Source organism: Streptomyces flavochromogenes (assembly GCF_000717595.1).
In the GTDB taxonomy this organism is placed as follows: domain Bacteria; phylum Actinomycetota; class Actinomycetes; order Streptomycetales; family Streptomycetaceae; genus Streptomyces; species Streptomyces flavochromogenes.
In genome coordinates this window covers 230,707-247,803 of the sequence record NZ_JNZO01000004.1, presented here as the reverse complement: position 1 = coordinate 247,803, position 17,097 = coordinate 230,707, and the positions used below count along the sequence as shown (strand labels likewise).

Sequence of the window (17,097 nt, the reverse complement as noted above, 5' to 3'; positions counted from 1 at the left end):
GGCGCCCGGTGTCCTCAGCGGCACTCGGCAATTACTTATGAGCCATAACTACAATGCTTCATAACTATGAGCTCCGATATTTGCTACTGTCAAGCACCTGGCTACAGTGGACGGCATGACCTCTCCCGCAGACGAGCTCGACGCGCGGGTGGTCGGCCTGTTCGCCGTCGTCAACCGCCGGTACGCGCGCGAGGCAGAGGCCGCCGCCACCGCGCAGGACCTGACCCCGCTCCAGGCCAAAGCCCTGCTGTACAGCGCCGACCCGGTGCCGATGAGGGCGCTCGCCGAGCGGCTGCACGCCGAACCGTCCAACCTCACGGCACTGGTCGACCGGCTGGAGGAACGCGGCTTGGCCGAACGGAGGTCGGGGGCCACGGACCGCCGGGTCAAGCTGGTCGCCGCCACCGAAGCGGGCCATCGGGCGATCGCCGAGCTGCGTACGGCCATGCCGTTCGCCACCGACCCGCTCGGTGCGCTCGACCGGGACCAGCGCGAGACGCTCGGCCGGCTGCTGGCGCTGATCGCCGACGAACCGTGGCCGGCCGACGCCACCCCGTAGGCTCCCGAGCCGCGGCGGACCGACCGGGGGACCATGCCGCCACCCCTCGACCGAGAACGGCGCACAGCGCCGCCCGCCCCCGAGCGCATCGGCGCGGGCATCGACGCCTCACGGGGCCGCGTGCACTCCCACCCGCCTGGCAGACACGCGACCTAGGCCGAGGCCCGGTCGGGAAAGTATGATCAAGCGATGTCCGACATGACAGAGACCACGCCCGGCTGGCTGAGCACGGACGAGCTGAACACGGCTCGGACCCAGATGCCGATCCTGTACGTCGAGGCCGTACCCGTGCGTGTGGACGACAGCGGCGAAGTCACCAGCATCGGCCTGCTCCTGCGGATCGGCGCGGACGGAACCATCAGCCGCACCCTGGTCTCCGGCCGGGTCATGCACCACGAGCGAGTCCGCGACGCACTCCTACGCCACCTGGAGAAAGACCTCGGCCCCGTGGCCCTGCCACGCGTCCCTCCTTCACTGCAGCCCTTCACCGTCGCCGAGTACTTCCCCACGGCCGGCATCACGCCGTACCACGACCCACGCCAGCACGCGGTCTCGCTGGCGTACATCGTCCCGGTGAGCGGCGACTGCCGCCCACGGCAGGACGCACTGGACCTCGTCTGGTTCAGCCCGCAGGAAGCGGCCTCCCCCGCCGTGCAGAACGAGATGCCGGACGGCCGCGGGGCACTGCTGAAGCAGGCCATCGCACACGTGGGGCACGCGTACTGAGAGCCGGTTCGACGACGTAGGACGCCACGGTGCTGCCGCCCGGGAACAGGCAGCAGCACCGCGCGCCCCCTCCCCGCACCGGAAGTGACACCGCCTCAGACCACCCGCACGCGCCAGGCCCCCCACCTCGAAGGCACGTTCGATTGTCAGTGGTGGGTGAGACGGTAGGTGCATCGAGTCGGAACGAGGGGGAGCTGTCATGACCCGAAGCCAGAACTACATCAACCACGTCGCCCTGGTGCTGGACGCCAGTTCGTCCATGTCGCACCTGAGCCGCAAGGTCATCGAGGTCGCCGACCAGCAGATCGCGTACCTGGCCCGCCGATCGAAGGACCTGGACCAGGAGACCCGCGTCACGGTGTACGTCTTCGCCGACAAGGTGGAGTGCGTCATCTACGACAAGGACGTGCTGCGGATGCCTTCGCTGAAGCAGCTGTACCGGGTGGGCGGGATGACGGCTCTGCTGGCCGCCGCGCTGAAATCTCAGCGGGAGCTCGCGCAGACGGCGCAACTGTACGGCGACCACAGCTTCCTGACGTTCGTCCTGACCGACGGCCAGGAGAACGCGAGCCATCGCTGCCCGGACGCTCCGTCCAAGGATCCGCGTGAACTGGTGAAGGCCGTGGCGGAGATGATCCGGACGCAGGAGGACAACTGGACGCTGGCCGTCCTCGTACCGGACCAGATGGGCAGGCACGAGGCCATGCAGGGCGGCTTCCCCAAGGACAACATCGCCATCTGGGACGCCACGAGCACGCAGGGGCTCGAGGAGGCCGGGCAGGTCATCCAGGAGGCCACCGAGAAGTTCATGGTGGGGCGCAGCAAGGGCATCCGGGGATCGCGGGCCGTGTTCTCCGTGGGGGCGGAGGCCGTGAACAGGGACACCGTCGAAGCGGCGGGCCTGTCCCCCGTGGATCCGTCGGAGTACGACCTGATCGCGGTGGCGCGCGACGCGGCGATCAGGGACTGGGTCGTCGAAAGCGGGCACACCTACCGAACCGGTGGCGCGTTCTACCAGCTGAGCAAGTCGGAGAAGATCCAGGCGCGGAAGCAGATCGCGGTGCTGGAGAAGAAGACGGACCGGGTGTACACGGGGCCCGAGGCCCGGTCGCTGCTGGGTCTGCCGGACGTCGAGGTGCGCGTCAAGCCTGATCACAACGACGACTTCACGATCTTCGTGCAGAGCACCAGCGTGAACCGGAAACTCGTACCGAACACCCGGCTGCTGCTGATGCACTGACGCCTTGCCAGGGGACCGGATTCGGATCCCCTGGCCCTTTCCGGGCCCGGCCCCCACCGGGGGACAGTGGGGAACAGCCGTACGGCAGACCGCCGATCAGTTCGGGATCCGGTCCGATCGCGCACTCTGCGATGATCACTTCATGAGATCGAACACCGGCGGCCCGGACCCGCTCGGCACGCTCGACGTCGATGTTCCTGCCCCTGGCGGTGGCCGGCTGCGGGCCGAACGCAGTGGCAGCGGCAGCCCGGTCGTCCTGCTGCACGGCGCGGGAATGGACGCCCGCCTGTGGGACGCGGTGGTTCCGGCCCTGGCCCGCCACCACGACGTCATCCGCTACGACGCCCGCGGTCTGGGGCGCTCCAGCCTGCCGGAGCACCCCTTCGACGATGTCGAGGACCTGTGCGCCGTACTCGACCACTTCGGCCTGGACCGTGCCGCGCTGGTCGGGCTGAGCATGGGCGGGGAGACGGTGCTGGACTTCGCGCTCGCCCACCCCGGGCGGGTCAGAGCGCTGGCACTCGTCGGTGCGTCGGTCAGCGGACACGACTGGCCCGAGGACCCGCAGTCCTCGGCCTACGCCACCGCCCGCCGACAGCGGGACGCGGCAGCCCTGGCCGCGCTGGAGCTTTCGGTGTGGGCTTCGCTGGGCCGTTCGGCCGCCGGCGGAGCGCTCATCGAGACGATGGTGGCGGACAACGCCGAACGCCGCATCGCCGGTGAACCGTTCTTCGCCCACTTCCCGGACCGTGACGCGGAGTCACGCCTGCGCGAGATCGCCGTCCCCGTCCTGGTCGTCCACGGCGAACAGGACCACCCGGAGATCGCGGCCATCGCCGAACGACTCGTCGCCGACATACCCGACGCCCATGGCGTGGCCGTCCCGGAGGCCGACCACTACCTGCCGCTCCGCAGTCCCGAGCGGCTCGTCGAACTGCTGCTCGGACATCTGGCCTGACCAGCCTCCTGTACGCGGTCCATCCGGCTGAGCGCGCGTGCGCGGCCGCCGGATCGACGACGACGAAGGACAGGGCTGCCGCGGATCATCCGGCGGGCCGGAGCGCGGGGAACATCAGCTCCACCTGCCGGGCACGTGTTCCGGGTCGAACCGCCGCGGTTCGGTGAGCGCGGTGCGGCCGCATTGCCCGGCGCAGGCGACGAAGGCGTGGGCAAGGACCTGAGGGTCGAGCTCGGAGCGGCCCCGGCCGGCGAGGAAGGCGGTGATCCAGTCGGCGACCCGGCGGCGCAACCGCTCCCGGTCCGCCTCGACGCGGTCACGGACGCCCGCGGGCATGTCCCCCGGTGTGACCGCCAGGTGCCGGGGGCGGCACGGAGCACCGTGGCCGGTCAGGTCGTGGCGCGGGCGATGCGGATCGCCACCGCTGCCACCATGCCGCGCTGGATGCGCGAGCTGGCCGGTTCCGGCAGTCGCGCGCCCTCGACGTGCTCATCGTGCCCGTCATGAAGGCCTGGTTCGCGCTCGCGCACCTCGGCCCCGGAATCGAGCCGCTCCTGCCGGCGCGGCAGTCCCGTCCAGGGTGGCGGTGGTCGCCCCCATGAAGCTCGGGATTCCGCCCCGCCGCGGGAGAAGTCCTGACCCCCGCCGAGGCCCGCGCCCGCCACGGCTTCGCCAAGCCCGCCGAGGCCCCTCTCGATCTGAGGGCCCGACAGATCACGCGGGTGCTCGGCGACGGCCGGGCCCCACGCGAACAGGGGCTCATCGAGTCGCAGCACACCCTGGGACCGCTCGCCCGGGTCCGTCCCGGAGCGTCTTCCGGGGATCGTGCGGCTCGTCGGGTCACGCCTTGCGGGCGAGGAGCTGGACCTCCTGGAACTGCCGTCGGTCCGTGGGCAGTGGCTCGATCGTCGTGCGGCCCACCTCGGCCAGTCCGTGGTCGCGCAGGAGTGCGGCAAGACGGTCGGGGTGCCAGCGGTAGGCCGTCACCACAGCGTGGTCGTAGCTCTGCGTCTCGACGTGCGGGCCGTCCGTGGCGGGGAAGGCGATCAAGAGGTGCCCGCCGGGTGCCAGGACCCGGGCGAACTCGGCCACGACGGCCGGGACGTCCTGCGGCGGGGTGTGGATGACGGACCACCGCGAGAGTACGCCGCCCAGGGCGCCGTCCTCGATGTCGAGGGCGGCCATCGAGCCGACCTCGAACCGCAGCCCGGGGTGGGACGCGTGCGCGAGCTCGACCATCACCGGCGAGGCGTCGACGCCGAACGCCTTCAGGCCCAGTCCGTGCAGGTGTGCGGTGACGTAGCCCGGCCCGCAGCCGAGGTCCGCGACCTCGCCGGGGCCGTCACCGTTCGTCCGCACCAGTTCCGCGAAGGCGCCCAGCAGGGCGCGCTCCAGAGGGCGGTCCCGCAGGGAGTCCTGGAACGTCTGCGCGTAGACGGTCGCGATGGCGTCGTAGGCGTCGCGGGTCGCGCCCAAGGTGTGGGGTTCGGTCACCCGGAGACCGTAGCCGGAGACTGGGGCGTACGCCGAGTGGGGGGCCGCCCGTTTTCGCGTCCGAGGTGCCGAGCGGCGGCCGAGCGGTCAGGTGCTCGTGGTCCGTCGGTGCCGCTCAGCGGCGCACTCGCTTCCGGGCACGACCGCCCGACCCGGTCGTCACATGCGGGTCGAGAGGGGAACCGTGATCTGCTTCAGCCAGGTGCCGGTCGCGAAGTCGCGGGCCTTGACCACCACGCGGTCGCGGAACACCTCGACATGGAGGCCCTGGTTGAACGTGCCGGGGACCGTGACCTCCCCGCCCTTGCCGTCGTCCGTGTATCCCGTCTGGACCGCACCGGTGTCGACCACCGAGAAGCCGTCCAGGTTGGCCGTGCCGGGGGACGACCCTGCGGACGTACCAGTCCGACAGTGCGAGGTCCCAGTGCGTATGTCCACAGAAGAGGAAGACGTCCTTGTGGCGGCCGAGGACGCCGAGGAGACGGTCCGCCTGGAGGTAGTCGCGCGAATGGAGGCGGTTGTGGCTGCCTGAGACCGTGTTGGGGAGCGGGTGGTGGGTGACGACCATGACGGGCTTCCGGCGGCGCGCCCAGTACACGAGGCGATCCTCCAGCCAGGTGAGCTGCGCCTCGCTCAGCCAGACCTCGTCCCACAGCTTCGGGTCGTGGTAGTGCATGTACTTCTCGGTGCCGAGGCTCAGCACCGGAATGCCGCCGAACGAATGCTCCGCGTAGACCGTGTTGCGGCCTGCGAAGTGGTAGAAGCTCCGGAACAGCGAGTCCTCGGTGGTGCCGTTGGGCCAGGTGTCCTGCGCAAGGGTCGAAGGGTCGCGCCACTTGGGGACGTAGAACTCGTGGTTGCCGATGGCCCAGGCGACCGTGCCCGCGTGGGTGTGGCGCGCGACTTCGGAGCCGACCGCCGCGTACTCGGCGTCGTACCCGCGTGGTGTGATGTCGCCGGCGGCACGGAGCTGACCACGGCGGACGTCGACCAGGGGTGGCTGAAGGAGCGGCTCCGGGAGGTACCGGCCACGGCCACGCCCCTGTCCCAGTTCGAGTTCGGGCTGAGCCTGCCCGTCTCCGTCGCTGCCGGGGCGACGACCGCGGAGGTGCGCGTGCCCACGGTCAAGGACGACGTGAGGGAGCCGGAGGAGTCGATGCGGGCTCAGCTGACCACGTACGACGCCGCCTGGGAGCCCGTTCCGGGGCCCGAGTTCGTGGGGACGGTCCGGGACGCGTCGTAGGGTGCTCGTCGCGCTGCGCGCGGCTGTCCCGCGGCGCAACGACCAGGACGTGTGGTGTTCCGCCGTGTCGCGGCAGGACGCGATGCGGCACGAGTGATCCGATGCGGCACGACGTGATCCCGGCCGCTCCGGCGTGACGTAGGCGGACACCGATCCCTTCATGCGTCGGTGTCCGCCCTTCGTCGCGCTCCCCGCGGGCACGACGAAGCGGCCGGTGGGGAGCCGCCTGGGGGGCACCGAAGCGCCTCGGGCAGGATGAGTGACCATGACAGGTGGGCGAGAGAAGCTCGTGGAGCGGCTGCGGCAGGCCGGGCTGGACGTCGTGGAGGGACATCGGGTCGAGGAGGTCATGAGGCCTTGGGCCGCTTGGCGACCGGTCATCTCGGCCAACACCACGCCGACCGTGGCCGTACGGCTCGACGCTCCGGAACTGGTCGCCGAGCTCAACACGCAGTGGCACCGGCTGGCGGTCGAGCTGGGGATCATCGGCGCGGACGGCACCTTCCTCATCGACGTCGCCGGCACCTGGTCGGACCGCGCAGCCCGGCGCTGGACACGGGTGCGGCTCACCGAGCGGTGGGACCTCGCCGGGGTCCTCGGTGAGCGGCCCGGCCGGCCCGAATTCGTCACGCTCTCCACGGACGGCGACACCCTGATCGGGGCGACCACCGAGGAGTACGACGTCTGGCTCGTGGCGCTGGGCCGCCTCAAGGAGCGGCAGGAAGCGGAGGCGCGCGCCGCGGCCGACGAGACGGCCGAGCAACGGGCGGCCGCCTGGGAGTGGATGTTCCGCGGGCCGAGATCCACGGTGCGCGTGCGTGACGAGTGGGCGCACGGGCTGGCGCGCAACCCAGCCACCCCCGAAGGGCTTCGTGCGGATCTCCTGGGCCTGACCCACCACCTTCTGTGGCGTGCCCTCCCGGCGTCGGTCGTCGAGGCCGCGATGGTCCACCCGGACTGGCAGGTGCGCGCGTTGCTCGCCGAGGTCCAGCCGAACATCACGGCTGAGCAGTGGACACGCCTGATCCTGGGTGAGCCGGATGCCCGGAGGCGGTGGATCCTCACGCTGCTCGCGGCAGACCGGCGCGTCGAGCTCACCGGCACCGGGTACGCGCGACTCACGGCGGATCCGTCCGCCAGGACGCGGCATGAGGCGGCGCGGCTGACCGGACTGCACGCCCACCTGCTCGCGGTGCTGGCCCGCGACGTCGACCCCTCCGTGCGCGCGTCGGCGTGCCGTGGGACGGCCTGGTCGCAGCTGGACGGCTCTCTCCGGCTCGCGCTGCTCGACGACCCCGACGGCGCGGTCCGCGTCGCAGCACGCCTCCGGTACCACCAGGAGCATCCCCTGTCCCGGGCCTCCTACGACGCCGAGGGACTCGAGACGACCGACGCCGTGAGGACCTGCCGGCTCGAGCGCGACCTCGCCGAACATCTGGCCCACCACGGCGATCCCAGCCGGCGCCGTGACCTCGCGGGCAACCTGTGGCTGGACGGTGACCTGGTCGCCGTTCTCGCCCGGGACCCCGACGAGAGCGTCCGGTTCTCGGTCTCCACGCGCTCCGATCTCACCGAGGAGCAGCGGGCGGGCATCGCCGTCGCCTTCGATCCGAGTACGCGCTCCCAGGCGCTCGACTGGGTCGTGGCGCTGCACGCGGACCCCGATGCCATGCGGCGCCTGGGCGCCTCGTCGCACCCCCTCGTACGCAGAAGCGTCGCGCGGGCCAGGCGCCTCCCCCCGGACGTCGTCGAGTCGCTCGCGCGCGACGAGGACCGTGTCGTGCAGCTCTTCCTCGCCGAGTCGTGCGACGACGCGCCCGCCGAGATGCTGCTGCGGGTGTGGCAGTGGTGGAACGGGAGTCTCAGCGCACCCGACCGTCCTCACGGCCATCCGAATTTCCCCCGCCGCGACCTGGTCCGTCACGCCGACGACCCGAACCCGCGCATGCGACAACTCGCCCTGGACGACCCGGAGTCGACCGTCGAGCTGGTCGAGCGCTTCAGCCGGGACAGCAACGAGGAGGTCCGGCTGCGGGCCGCGATCGACGCCCGGCTGACGCCCGCGTCGGCGGTGCGGCTGCTCGACGATCCGTACGACCGGGTACGGGGCGCGGCCACCCGGCACCCGCGGCTGCCGGCGCGGACCCTGGTGCCGTTGCTGCACAACAAGGACAGCGCGTACGCGGCCGCACAGAACCCGGGACTGCCCGAGCCGGTCATCGCGCGGATGATCCAGCTGATGTGGCAGGCCGAGGCCGGAGCCGGGGCGGGAGACGCCGTCGGGCCCGTTGCCGAGGCCGCGGCCGGAGCGCGTACCGAGTGGTGATCATCGCGTGGTCCGGTGAGGTCTCCGGCGTCACCCCTGTTTCCGGGCCCAGTACGCGACGCGCACCTCCCCCTCCGTGAAGTCCCGGCGCGGCAGGCGCAGGCCGAGGGACTCCTCCAAGGCGTGGAAGTACAGCTCGAACGTGTTCGTCACTTCGGGGTGGTCCAGCTCGGCACGGCGTACGGCACGGTTGAGGAAGTCCAGTTCGCCGCCCCGCAGATAGGGGGCGAGGCCGCGTTCGTACCAGATCAGCTCCAGCACGCCCCACTCGTCGTCGACGCGACGGCCGTCCCGCACGTAGTCGAAGGTGTAGATGGCCTTGGCCGAGGTGGCGGACAGCCGCACGCTCTCCTCGATCCCGAGCGCCGCGTACGCCTCCTTGTCCGCGAACGCCCCCGGCGGCGTGTCGTGGTACAGCAGGAACGTCCACCCGCCCGCCTGGCCGAAACAGCAGCTCTCCCCTTGGCGGTCCCAGTGGGCCCGGCCGCCGTCCACGGCCTGCAGGTCCTTCAGGCGCGTGCCGGCCGCGACCTGCTCGGGATCGGCCCCGTACAGCAGGGCCAGCCGCTCGGCGTCGACGGTGCGCCCGGGCGCCGCCCGGTAGAAGACAAGGTTCGTGTACGGGGCCTGTTCACGCCAGGTCCTGGCTATCCAGGCCAGCCCCTCCAGCGGGTCGCCCCCGCACGCTTCGACCGTCTCCGTGTCGTCGAGGCCGCCGCTACGGAACCGTCTGCCCCACGCCGGATCGATCCGCCCCAGCGCGTCGGCCGCCTCCTCGGGGCTGCCGACGCGCCGACACACCGCGGCCTCGGCGATCAGGTAGAGCGCCTGTTCAAGATCACGGGTGGCGAAGACCTCCCGGTAGGGGCCGTGGTGGCCGCGCACGGTCCCGCCCTCGTCCAGCAGCAGGCACAGACCGTCCTCCCCCGCCTCCTCCAGGCGCTCGGCGCACGTCTCCAGCTCGTCGTCCGAGAGGGCCACGGGCGGCAGCCCGACCCCGTGCAGGAGGGATTGCCCGGCGGCCGTCCGCTGCCAGGCCTCCGTGAGTGCCCGCTTGGTGATCTCCATGGCGTCAGCATAGGAAGGGCCACTGACAACCGGCCGATCCTCTCGACCGGTCGACTCTCGGCCGCTGTCCGTTCCTCGGTGCCTCCCGCAGGAACGGACTCCGCCTCCACCCCCTCGTCCATGATCCGCACGCTCCATCGGGGTGATCACTCGTTCGTGAGTTTCGGCTCGTTCGCGCCCACCGCCCCGCGACGCTGGCATCCGCGGCGCGTGACCCGCGTCGCCGTATCGGTGCACCGTGGAGGGGAAGTCGTCATGAAGCAGGGAGCGAGGCGCCGCGAGGGTCCCGGTGAGCAGGCGGTGCTCCTGGTCGCCGGGCTTGCCGATGTGGCCGTGGGCACGCTGGGGTCCGCACTCGGAGTCCTACGGGGGCTGGCCCGGCGCTCGGACGCGGCGGAGCTGGTCTCGGAGGCCGAGCGGGATCTGACCGCACGTGGGCGCCTCGTCCTGGATCGCTACGCGGCCGCGCCCCCGGCACATCTGGAGATTCTCGCCCGGCACGCCCTCGCCAGGCGGGCGGGCGAGAGTGGCTGAGGGGTGGGGGTCGGCCGCGTTCAAGGCGCGTGTCGACGAGGTCCTGCACCGTTTCGTCGCCGCCGAGGCCGACCTGCTGGCGGCGGTCGACCCGACGCTCGGTCCGGTGGCCGAGCAGCTTGAGGCGGCGGTCGCGTTCGGGAAGAGGTTACGGGCGGCGTTCTGCTACTGGGGCTGGCGGGCGGCTCGGCAGCCCGACAGCGACGCGTTGGTGCGGGCGGCGGCCTCCATGGAGCTGGTGCACGCGGCCGCCGTCGTACACGACGACCTCATCGACGACAGTCCCCTGCGGCACGGGCTGCCCACCGCCCACGTGGCCCTCGGGGGCGCCGTACGGCATCACCCGCGGGCCGCGGACGCCGCCCGGTCCCTCGCGATGCTCGTCGGGGATCTGCTCATGTCGCTCGCCGGGCAGCTGTTCGCCACCAGCGGCCTGCCCGCCGCCTACCTCGGCCGGGCCCGGCCGCTGTGGGCGACGCTGGCCCGCGATCTCGTCGCCGGCGAGTGTCTCGAGATCCTCCACACCGGGGTCACCCCGGACACGACGGCGTCGCTGAAGGTGATCCGCTACAAGACCGCCAAGTACACCGTGGAACAGCCCCTGTTGATCGGCGGCGTACTGGCCGGGGCCGACGACCGGCTGCGCGCGGGATTCAGCTCGTACGGGCTGCCGCTGGGCGAGGCCTTCCAGCTCAGGGACGATCTGCTCGGCCTGTTCGGCGAGACGCGGCACACCGGCAAGGCCAACGCCGATGACGTACACGGCCATCGGCCCACCGCGCTCCTCGCCGAGACATGGCGCATCGCAGGCGCCGACGAGCGTGAGCAGCTGCGCGCCCTGCTGGGGCGGCCCGATCTCGACGCCGACGATGTGGAGGCCGTACGCGAGGTGATGCGGCGGCTCAAGGCGCCCGACCGGGTCGAGAGCATGATCGCCTCCAGGGTCGAGGAGGCGCTCGGCGCGCTCCATGAACTGGACGTACCCGCGCCTGCGGCGCATGCCCTGACCGGCTTGGCGCATTCGGCCGCGGTCCGCCTGTCCTGACCCTGGTCAGGGAGCTGGACCTGCCACCGACTCTCCTCTCCTCTCCCACACAGATACGAAGGGATCCCCATGCTCCACACCGAGACATCGATGAACGCCCTCCGACAGAGCGGCGACGAGCTCGCCGACGCCACCGTCGCCGCTCTCTTCGAGCGCGGCGAGATGGGCACCTTCAACACCTTGATGCGGTTCTTCTCCACGGCCGGCGCGCCCGTTCCGGACGGGTTGCCCGATGTCGCCAGGGAGTACCTGGAGGCCACGAGCACCCCGCCGGCCTGGGTGGACTGGGACGAGATGGAACGGTCCCGGCTGTTCTTCATCGACAACAACGTGCACATCGCCACCGCCCTGTCCTTCGCCTCCATGCCCGCCTGCTATCTCGTCCCCCACGTGGCGAAGCTGCTGTCGACGACCCACGGTCTGAACTACCCCTCGACGCGCATGGCGGCGACCGGCCAGTTCACCGTCTATCTGATGCAGCCCGACGCCTTCGAGGCAGGCAGCCGTTTCATCCCCGCCGCGCAGAAGGTCCGTCTGCTCCACGCCTCCATCCGCCACCACCTCACGCAAGAGGACCGCTGGGACTCCGGGTCGCTGGGGGTGCCGATCTGCCAGGAGGACATGATCGGCGGGCAGATGTTCTTCTCGATGCTCGTCCTCGACAGCCTGCACCGCCTCGGCATCCACATGTCGCAGGAGGGAGCGGAGGCGTACTTCTACGCCTGGCGTGTGGTCGGCGCGATGCTCGGCGTGGACCAGGAGGCCGTACCCGAGTCCCTCGACGAGGCACGCCGGTTCCTCGACCAGTACATGATCCGGTACATGGGGCCGTCCCCGGAGGGCGCGCACCTGACCCGGCAGCTCATCGAGCTCTACGAGGACATCGTGCCCGGGACAATGCTCGACCCGGTCGTGGCGGCCCTCGTCCGGTACCTCATCGGCGACACGAGCGCCGACTGGCTCGAGGTCCCCACCACGCCCTGGGACACGGTGGTCAAGGCCGTTCCCCACCTCCTGAGCGTACTGGAGACCATCGAGGACCGCTCACCGCTCGGCGCCTGGGCCCTCGACCGGCTCGGGCACCTCACGACGATCTTCGAGCTGTCCTCGCTCACCCGGGGGCGCGTCATGCATTACGCCGTCCCCGAACATCTCAGGAAGGAGTACGGCGTCCCCGACGCACCGTCCCGCACTCGTCGCTGGACCCCACCGGCGGCCACACTCGCTCCGTGAGGCGGGGGCCCACCGCGGTCACTCCCCTCGCCTGCTCGTCAGCCGTTCCGTCGATCGGCAGCACACCTTCCGCTCTCGGGCCGGGAACGTGGCCGCCGTCGGCTCGAACCCTCGCGACGAGCCGTCCGAGTGCGGCCAGGGTGTCCTCGCCCAGCAGCGAAGGGGCTGCCTCCAGCATCAACGCGACGTACTCCCCGATGCGCTGAGGCGTGAGATCGTCCGTCGCCTCCGGCTCCACCGGACCGTCCTCCCCCTCGTCCACGACCCGTGCGTTGCGCAGCAGCCGTAGCTGCCCCTCGCCGTACACCCTGGCCATCACCGCCGCAGCGAACCGCTTCCGCGCCTCCGCGCCGGTCATGGTCGTCCGCTGATCGCCCGCAGCGGTGACGACCTCCCGCGGTTCCTCGGTGACCTCAGTCCGGCGGTCACTCGTGCGGCTTCGTGGCACGTTGCTCCACTTCGCCATCACGTACGGGAGCGCCTGGTCGTTCCACTTGGCCTTCACCGCGGGAAGCGCGTGTTCGTTCCACCCCTTCCCGACGTGCGGCGCGGCCTTCTCCGCCAGTCCGAGGCCGATCTGGACGAGCACCTCAGCGAGGAACTCCGCGTCCCGGCGCTCCTGCGCTCGGGCCTCCGACTCGTACCGGTCGGAGTCGCGCCAGTCCTGCGGGTCCGCCGCAACCGGAACCGGAAGTGGCCCCATGGCCGGGGTGGGAAGCAGCCGCGGCGTCCCGTGGAACACCGCATGAGGTAATGGGCTGATGAGCTACTTCATGTACGACGTCATGGGCGGGACGGTCGACGAGCCTGATCCGGAGACGATGAGGCGAGTGCTCGACGGTCTGGCGCAGGCCGATGACGAGCACCCCGAGGTGTCGCTCACCCATGAGAGCGGGTGGTGCCTCAGCGCCTTCGACGGCGGTCTGCTGGTCTGGGAGAACCCGGACGAGGACTCGGTGGCGCCGGGCGAGATGCGCGACGTCGCCCGCGAGGAGACTCTCCGGCTGTTCGCTGTGCTGGCGGCGGGCGACATCGCATCGGTGGAGGCGCTCTCCTGGCAGAGGTGACCGGACTCACCGTCAGTTCCGTGCCCCCGAGGAAGATCGAGAGCGCTGACGCCGGTTCTCCGACTGGAGTCCCTTTCGCGCGAGCACCGGCGGGTCACTGCCGAGTTGCGGCGTCTGTCTCCCGCTCCTCCTCGGAGAGCGGGTCCGGCAACGGGAGCGTGTCGCCGGACCGGTGGCCCTACAGCTCATCGCCCGTCCGACCGCCGTCGCCTCACCCGCGCCTCACCCGGCGAGGACCGGCGGCAGCGAGCTGCCGTCGACGTCCGAGTTCATCCTGCACTCGCTGCCCGACAGCGCGGTCGGCGCCTTCGCCGAGAACTCACTGCTCCCCTGGCCCCCGGCGCGGCCCGATTCTCCTGAGCCGGCCCGCCCCTCCCCCTGCCGGTGAAAGGATCACGGCATGGCTGCTGACATGTCCGATGACACGGCTGACGATCTGTTGCTGGTCCGCGCACGTGGACTGTGGGAGGAGCTGGCCGAAGCGCCGGTGTCTTTTGCGTCGACCGATGGTCCTGCCGGTCACACCGGTCCCGCCGTGGTCGTCTCACCGAACTCCGCACTGTGCCCGCCCTCCTGGGCCGGAATCGTGGTCCTGGGGGATGCGGCGATCGCCACCGCGCCCACGGAGAGCGCCGCTCTGGTACTGCGCCGCGCGCTCGCTTCGGTGCCGGTCGACTCGCTCACCCGGCCGGAAGCGGTTCGGGCCGTACTGCCCGTGTCCGACGTGCTCGGTCCGGCGAGCTTGGCGTACCTGTCGAGCGCCGACTTCCGGCCCGCTCACCGGGACGGCGTGGTCGAGCCCCTGGCCTCCGGCCATCCCGACTTTCAGGGGCTGCTGCGAGCGGCCGGACCGGAGGACGTTGCGGAGAGCGGTATGGAGGAGATCACCTCTCCCGCGTTCGTCGTACGAGAAGGGACGGACGTGGTGGCCGCGGCAGGATACCGTGCCTGGCCCGCCGCGACCGCGCACATCTGCGTGCTGACCCATCCGCAGTGGCGAGGCCGCCGGCTCGCCCGTCACGCCAGCTCCGCCGCGGTGGCGCACGCCCTGGCGGCGGGGTTGCTCCCCCAGTGGCGGGCCCGTCCGCCGGCCTCTCGAAGGGTCGCCCGGTCGCTCGGGTTCCGGGAGCTGGGCGGTCAGCTGAGCGTCCGATGGGAGGCGGAGGCGCTCGCCCCCGTGTCGACCCATCCGGTGGGTCGGTGAGTCGGCGCGGGCGGGCTCGATGGGAGCGAGGTCAGGCGCCGGTCGTCGTGGGCAGCACAGGCGCGAAGTCGTCCCAGCGTGCGATCTCGCAGCCGTCGGTCCGCCGGAAGCTCGCGTCCACCGGCCGGCCTGCCCAGGTGCCCGTGACGTGGGCCGTGGCCGGTCCCCCGTACTGCATCGTGCACATGGAGTCCGGCGGCACCGGCGCGAAGGGGTCGGTTCCCCACGTGGTCAGCTCGTCGAGCCGGTCACAGGCCGCCTGCGGCGCGGGATGAGTGCCGCCCGCCGGGTGGCAGGTGAGCACGAACGTGCCGTCGGCGGCCGGGTCGCCGCTGTCGGTCACCGTCAGGGTGAGGTGGTCCGGAGGGGCCGATGCGGCTGCGGCGGCGACCGAGGCGGTGGAACAGGTGGAGAGGGCGGCCAGGGCCAGGGCGAGCGCAAGGCGCGGGAAACGCGGCATGAACTACTCCGGGTCGTGGGGATCGACGCGGCCCGGGATGGCCGGGAGCAGCGCCGACCAGAGGTGTCGGTGGGCGGGGTGCTGTGCGGAAGCACCTCCTCCGCCCCAACCCCGGCACGCCCGAAGAGGTCACGCCTCGCGGGCTGCCGCGCCGCCCCTCGGGCCCTGATCAACCCCGATGGCCCCCCTCCCGTTCACCGAACCCGATCGGCCGGCTTCAGGGGCGCTCGGACTCGCCTGCGCGTGTCCGGCTCGGTTGATCCGCAGCAGGCGACCCGGGTCGCCGCTTCCTCCGGATCAATCCTCCAGCAGCTGTCGCAACCGGCAGGCGTACCACGTGGTCGACGCGCACACCGCCACGTAGATGGTGACGCCTTGGAGGGCGAAGTTGGCGTAGTGGAACTCCCACAGCGCCGCCCCCGGTTCGGTGCCGTACCGGGGATTCTCCCAGATGTAGGGACGGATCTGGGCGACGAGCCCTCCCAGGAGCTGGGCGGCGGTGTAGAGGGCGGCCAACTCCCCGAGGCGCCGCAGCCAGGCCCGCCGGTCGCCGCGGATCAGGGCACGGACTCCGGCGAGCGCGTTCCCGGGCTGCCACCGCGGACCCGCCGGGGCGACCCGGGCGCAGACCGCGGGCACCAGGACCACGGCCGCGATCACGAGCCCGACCAGGAGCGCGTTCAGCAGTCCCGCCGTGCTTTCCGAGCTGATCCGGCTGCGGCCCTGGGGCGCGAGGAGCACGGCCAGGATCGGCAGGTGGGTGATCACGGCGGCGAGGTACACCCGGCCGAACAGCGCGGCCGAGGGCGGACCGAGGCGATGCGGACGCGAACGGGTCGGTGCCTGGTTTGCGGTCATGCCGCCGATCCCACCACATCCTTTCACTTTGGTGAAGTAGTTTTCTTCACCAAAGTGAAAGACTTGTACGCTGGCCCGTATGAGTACCGAACGGGACGGCTCCGCGCTGGGCCACGAGCTCAGCCTGTGGGTGGTGCTCTACCACGAGCAGCTCGCGGCTCGCCTCCACGTCAACGCCACCGAGCACAAGGTGCTCGGAATCATCGCCCGCGCCCCCGGCACCACTCCCGGCCGACTCGTCGGCGAAACCGGTCTCAGCAACGCCGCCATCACCAAGATCATCGACCGGCTGGCCGCTCTCGGATACGTCGAACGCGCCAGAGATCCCGGTGACCGCCGCCGGTTCACCCTGACCGCCACAGCCGCGCACCGTCGCGCCCTGGGTGCGGCCATGGCCCCCATGACGGCCGGGATGGCCGAAGTCGTGGAAGGCCTCGACGAGTCCGAACTGGCCGCCGTCGGCCGCTGGCTCGCCGGGACGGTCGCCGTCATGCGCGAGTCCGCGCTCGCCCTGGCCGAGGAGAACCGCAGCCGCGAACCGAATGAGACCGCCTAGTCCGCTTCCTCCGGAACACCGGACGGGAGGGCGGTACGGCCGTACGTCACAATCCTCACGTAACAATCCTCGGGGACAGGGGAGGCGCACGACATGGGAATGTTCCGCAGGAGACGCGCTGAGCGGCGGGAACCTCCGCACCAGTTGGTCGACGAGGCCAAGGCCCACCCCGGTGGTTGGGTGTACGAGATCGACCGCGACATGGTCGGCGACCCGAACGGGGCCGTGCCCCCTGAGGCCATCATCGGGGCCTGGCAGGTCGACGCGTGCGGGACGCTCTCCGGCGACTACCAGGCGAATCCGAACTACCGGCCTCGGGCGACGGGTCGGTAGTCCTTCTGGGCCGGGACCGAGGGTGACCGCGGCAGGTACCCGGCCGGCGCTGCGCGGGATCTGTGATCAGTCATGATGACCGGAGACTGAAACAGACCAGTCCAGATCAGTCCGGTCCAGGCGAGTCCGGTCCAGGCCCGGCCAGGGCAGGGCAGGGCAGGGCAGGGCAGTCGTAGATCAGAACAGAGCAGAC

Annotated in this window: 21 protein-coding genes and 1 pseudogene; 14 read left to right on the top strand and 8 right to left on the bottom strand. The window is 71.3% G+C overall.

The window, feature by feature from the left end; translation table 11 throughout:
• The first annotated feature begins 115 nt into the window (after positions 1 to 115).
• From IF00_RS0106230 to IF00_RS0106215, 4 genes are all read left to right on the top strand, one after another.
• Entirely contained in the window at positions 116 to 559 is a 444-nt protein-coding gene (locus tag IF00_RS0106230; protein ID WP_030315086.1) for a MarR family winged helix-turn-helix transcriptional regulator, read from the top strand.
• Positions 560 to 757: 198 nt separating this feature from the next.
• On the top strand, positions 758 to 1,285 hold the full coding sequence (locus tag IF00_RS0106225; protein WP_030315085.1) for an NUDIX hydrolase family protein: 528 nt from the start codon (positions 758 to 760) through the stop codon (positions 1,283 to 1,285).
• 199 nt (positions 1,286 to 1,484) lie between these two features.
• Positions 1,485 to 2,525: a vWA domain-containing protein gene (locus IF00_RS0106220; protein WP_030315081.1), complete on the top strand. Its 1,041-nt coding sequence runs from the start codon at positions 1,485 to 1,487 to the stop codon at positions 2,523 to 2,525.
• Between the two features lie 142 nt (positions 2,526 to 2,667).
• Complete coding sequence (locus tag IF00_RS0106215; protein ID WP_051819888.1) at positions 2,668 to 3,483, top strand: alpha/beta fold hydrolase; 816 nt, start codon at positions 2,668 to 2,670, stop codon at positions 3,481 to 3,483.
• Between the two features lie 114 nt (positions 3,484 to 3,597).
• Here the strand turns inward: IF00_RS0106215 and IF00_RS0106210 are convergent, their stop codons facing one another.
• From IF00_RS0106210 to IF00_RS40990, 4 genes and pseudogenes are all read right to left on the bottom strand, one after another.
• Positions 3,598 to 3,819, bottom strand: coding sequence for a hypothetical protein (locus IF00_RS0106210; protein ID WP_030315079.1), 222 nt, complete (start codon positions 3,817 to 3,819; stop codon positions 3,598 to 3,600).
• A gap of 53 nt (positions 3,820 to 3,872) precedes the next feature.
• Entirely contained in the window at positions 3,873 to 4,259 is a 387-nt protein-coding gene (locus tag IF00_RS0106205) for a hypothetical protein (protein WP_030315078.1), read from the bottom strand.
• Between the two features lie 64 nt (positions 4,260 to 4,323).
• Positions 4,324 to 4,977 (bottom strand): class I SAM-dependent DNA methyltransferase, encoded by a 654-nt coding sequence (locus IF00_RS0106200; RefSeq protein WP_030315076.1) that lies wholly within the window; start codon positions 4,975 to 4,977, stop codon positions 4,324 to 4,326.
• A gap of 159 nt (positions 4,978 to 5,136) precedes the next feature.
• Positions 5,137 to 5,947: pseudogene (locus IF00_RS40990) on the bottom strand (metallophosphoesterase family protein); the annotation flags it as partial.
• Here IF00_RS40990 and IF00_RS46380 point away from each other — a divergent pair.
• Positions 5,864 to 6,220: a hypothetical protein gene (locus IF00_RS46380; protein ID WP_209439735.1), complete on the top strand. Its 357-nt coding sequence runs from the start codon at positions 5,864 to 5,866 to the stop codon at positions 6,218 to 6,220. The pseudogene IF00_RS40990 and the gene IF00_RS46380 sit on opposite strands and share 84 nt — an antisense overlap.
• A 265-nt stretch (positions 6,221 to 6,485) precedes the next feature.
• The gene (locus IF00_RS0106190) at positions 6,486 to 8,546 is read left to right on the top strand and encodes a PE-PGRS family protein (protein WP_245234440.1); all 2,061 of its coding nucleotides are present in this window, start codon (positions 6,486 to 6,488) and stop codon (positions 8,544 to 8,546) included.
• A gap of 30 nt (positions 8,547 to 8,576) precedes the next feature.
• Here the strand turns inward: IF00_RS0106190 and IF00_RS0106185 are convergent, their stop codons facing one another.
• Positions 8,577 to 9,614, bottom strand: coding sequence for a hypothetical protein (locus tag IF00_RS0106185; RefSeq protein WP_030315072.1), 1,038 nt, complete (start codon positions 9,612 to 9,614; stop codon positions 8,577 to 8,579).
• Between the two features lie 255 nt (positions 9,615 to 9,869).
• Between IF00_RS0106185 and IF00_RS0106180 the strand changes: the two genes are divergently transcribed.
• The 3 genes from IF00_RS0106180 to IF00_RS0106170 all read left to right on the top strand — a co-directional run bounded on the left by IF00_RS0106180 (position 9,870) and on the right by IF00_RS0106170 (position 12,426).
• Positions 9,870 to 10,148, top strand: a complete 279-nt coding sequence (locus IF00_RS0106180; RefSeq protein ID WP_030315070.1) for a hypothetical protein — start codon at positions 9,870 to 9,872, stop codon at positions 10,146 to 10,148.
• Positions 10,141 to 11,193, top strand: coding sequence for a polyprenyl synthetase family protein (locus IF00_RS0106175; RefSeq protein WP_030315067.1), 1,053 nt, complete (start codon positions 10,141 to 10,143; stop codon positions 11,191 to 11,193). The genes IF00_RS0106180 and IF00_RS0106175 overlap by 8 nt, the downstream gene beginning before the upstream one ends.
• 69 nt (positions 11,194 to 11,262) lie before the next feature.
• Positions 11,263 to 12,426: an oxygenase MpaB family protein gene (locus IF00_RS0106170; RefSeq protein WP_030315064.1), complete on the top strand. Its 1,164-nt coding sequence runs from the start codon at positions 11,263 to 11,265 to the stop codon at positions 12,424 to 12,426.
• On the opposite strand, the gene IF00_RS0106165 is transcribed toward IF00_RS0106170, so the two are convergent.
• Positions 12,347 to 13,168, bottom strand: a complete 822-nt coding sequence (locus IF00_RS0106165; RefSeq protein WP_030315062.1) for a hypothetical protein — start codon at positions 13,166 to 13,168, stop codon at positions 12,347 to 12,349. The two genes, IF00_RS0106170 and IF00_RS0106165, sit on opposite strands and share 80 nt — an antisense overlap.
• 19 nt (positions 13,169 to 13,187) lie before the next feature.
• Here IF00_RS0106165 and IF00_RS0106160 point away from each other — a divergent pair, with 19 nt between their 5' ends.
• The 3 genes from IF00_RS0106160 (at position 13,188) to IF00_RS0106150 (ending at position 14,697) form a co-directional block, all read left to right on the top strand.
• Positions 13,188 to 13,493: a hypothetical protein gene (locus tag IF00_RS0106160; protein WP_030315060.1), complete on the top strand. Its 306-nt coding sequence runs from the start codon at positions 13,188 to 13,190 to the stop codon at positions 13,491 to 13,493.
• 172 nt (positions 13,494 to 13,665) lie between these two features.
• Entirely contained in the window at positions 13,666 to 13,881 is a 216-nt protein-coding gene (locus IF00_RS0106155) for a hypothetical protein (protein ID WP_030315058.1), read from the top strand.
• 12 nt (positions 13,882 to 13,893) lie between these two features.
• On the top strand, positions 13,894 to 14,697 hold the full coding sequence (locus IF00_RS0106150) for a GNAT family N-acetyltransferase (protein WP_245234439.1): 804 nt from the start codon (positions 13,894 to 13,896) through the stop codon (positions 14,695 to 14,697).
• Positions 14,698 to 14,728: 31 nt separating this feature from the next.
• Here IF00_RS0106150 and IF00_RS0106145 read toward each other — a convergent pair whose 3' ends face one another.
• Both IF00_RS0106145 and IF00_RS0106140 read right to left on the bottom strand, forming a co-directional pair.
• Positions 14,729 to 15,157 carry an SSI family serine proteinase inhibitor gene (locus tag IF00_RS0106145; protein ID WP_030315054.1) on the bottom strand — a complete coding sequence of 143 codons (429 nt, stop codon included), beginning with the start codon at positions 15,155 to 15,157 and terminating at the stop codon, positions 14,729 to 14,731.
• 297 nt (positions 15,158 to 15,454) lie between these two features.
• On the bottom strand, positions 15,455 to 16,015 hold the full coding sequence (locus tag IF00_RS0106140; protein WP_030315052.1) for a hypothetical protein: 561 nt from the start codon (positions 16,013 to 16,015) through the stop codon (positions 15,455 to 15,457).
• Positions 16,016 to 16,094: 79 nt separating this feature from the next.
• Here IF00_RS0106140 and IF00_RS0106135 point away from each other — a divergent pair, with 79 nt between their 5' ends.
• Together IF00_RS0106135 and IF00_RS0106130 are read left to right on the top strand one after the other, a co-directional pair.
• Positions 16,095 to 16,571, top strand: coding sequence for a MarR family winged helix-turn-helix transcriptional regulator (locus IF00_RS0106135; protein WP_030315050.1), 477 nt, complete (start codon positions 16,095 to 16,097; stop codon positions 16,569 to 16,571).
• Positions 16,572 to 16,664: 93 nt separating this feature from the next.
• Complete coding sequence (locus IF00_RS0106130; RefSeq protein WP_158710435.1) at positions 16,665 to 16,904, top strand: hypothetical protein; 240 nt, start codon at positions 16,665 to 16,667, stop codon at positions 16,902 to 16,904.
• Positions 16,905 to 17,097: the final 193 nt, after the last annotated feature.